Raw genomic sequence first — 1,950 nt, forward strand, 5'->3', positions numbered from 1 at the left:
GCCGTCGAGGCCGGGGCCGTCGAGGCCGGGGCCGTCGAGGCCGGGGCCGTCGAGGTCGACGAGGACGACGCGGCCGGGGTTCTCCGTGCGGGCGGACCGTGCCAGGCCCCACACCGGGGCCTGGACGAGGTCGGCTTCCGCGTCCGGGCCCTCGGCGCCGGTCAGGACGGCACCGCGGGTGAGCACCACCAGCCGCTCCCCGGCGGGCCGGTCCTCCGCCAGCCACCGCTGGAGCCCGTGCAGCGCCTCGTGCAGCACGGCCCGGGTGCGGGTCACGACGTCGCCGGCGTCCGGGCCGGGGTCGGTGACCCTCAACAGGGTCGCTTCCGGGGCGGGTTCGGCGGCGGTGGCGCCGTCGTACTCCTCCCATTCGACGGCCAGCAGCGCCTCCGTGCCACCGTCCCGGGCGGCGAGGTCGCCGGCCGTCACCGGACGCACCAGCAGCGAGTCGATCCGGGCGACGGGCGCTCCGGCGGGGTCGGCGGCCTCGACGGTGAAGGTGTCGTCCCCGGCCGGGGCGATGCGGACGCGCAGTCCGGTCGCGCCCCGGGCGTGCAGAGTGACCGCGCCGAAGGAGAACGGCAGCGGTGCCCGCCCGTCGGTGGCATCCACCGCGGCGGCCTGAAGAGCCGCGTCCAGCAGGGCCGGGTGGAGCCCGAACCGCGGCGCCTCCTCGGCCTGCCGCCCGGGCAGGGTGACCTGGGCGAGGATCTCGTCGCCGAGCCGCCACACGTCGGAGAGGCCCTGGAAGGCCGGGCCGTACTCCAGGCCGAGCTCCGCCATGGCGTCGTGGTGGCCCGTCACGTCGAGCCGGACGGCGTCGGCGGGGGGCCAGACGGCGCCCCGCAGGGGCCCGTCCGGCGGCGTCGCGGACTCGTCCGTTCCTTCGGTCCCGATGAGGACGGCGCTCGCGTGGTGGGTCCACTCGGGCGTGCCGTCGGGCCGGCGGAGGGCGGCGTAGACGTCCACCGGGCGGCCGCCGTCCCGGCCGGCGGCGCCCACCTGCACCTGGAGGTCCACCTCGCCGTGCTCGGGGAGGGACAGCGGCGCGTGCAGGACCAGGTCCCGGACGGACGGGCGGCCGACCTCCTCGCCGGCCCGCAGGGCCAGTTCCACGAAGGCGGTGCCGGGGAGGATGACCGTGCCGAAGACGGCGTGGTCCTCCAGCCAGGGGTGCGTACCGCGGGACAGGCGGCCGGTGAGGACGGTGTCGTCGCCGTTGGCCAGTCGTACGGCCGCGCCCAGCAGCGGATGCCGCACCGCTCCCAGCCCGGCCGAGCCGACGTCGGCGGTGGCCGCGCCGGCGGGCAGCCAGTAGCGGCGGCGCTGGAAGGCGTACGTCGGCAGGTCCACCGGGCGGCCGGCGTCCAGCCAGGACGACCAGTCCACGTCGGCACCCGCGACGTGCACCTCGGCCAGGTTCCGCAGCAGTTGGGCCCGCTCGCCCTCGCCACGGCGCAGCGTGCCCACGGCGGTCACGCCGGGGCGGGCCAGTGCGCCGACGAGGACCGGGTGCGGGCTGGCCTCGACGAAGGTCCGGTGACCGGTGTCCAGCAGGTGCTGGAGGGCCGTGTCGAAACGGACCGTCTCGCGAAGGTTGGTGAACCAGTACGCCGCGTCCATCACCGCCGTGTCGACCGGCTCGCCCGTCACCGTGGAGACCATCGGGACCTGACCCGTCCGGGGCTCGATGTCCCCCAGGAGGTCGAGGAGTTCGGTGCGCAGTTCGTCGACCTGTGGCGAGTGGGAGGCGTAGTCGACCGCGACGCGGCGGGCCTGGACGCCGTCGGCCTCGCAGGCGGCGAGGAAGGCGTCCAGCTCGTCCGATCCGCCGGAGACCACGACCTGCTCGGGGCCGTTCACCACGGCCACCTGCAACCCGCCGGAGAGCCGCTCGGTCACCTGCTCCAACGGCGCCAGGACGGACACCATCCCGCCCCGACCCGCCAG

The 1,950-nt window shown here is 76.6% G+C and carries 1 protein-coding gene; it reads right to left on the reverse strand.

The annotated features are described in order from the left end of the window. Positions 1-1,950, reverse strand: a 1,950-nt coding sequence (locus tag I5Q34_RS33020) for an acyltransferase domain-containing protein (protein ID WP_199896188.1), incomplete at both ends; no start/stop codon positions are given.

The sequence above is a fragment of the Streptomyces sp. AV19 genome (assembly GCF_015999245.1).
GTDB lineage: Bacteria > Actinomycetota > Actinomycetes > Streptomycetales > Streptomycetaceae > Streptomyces.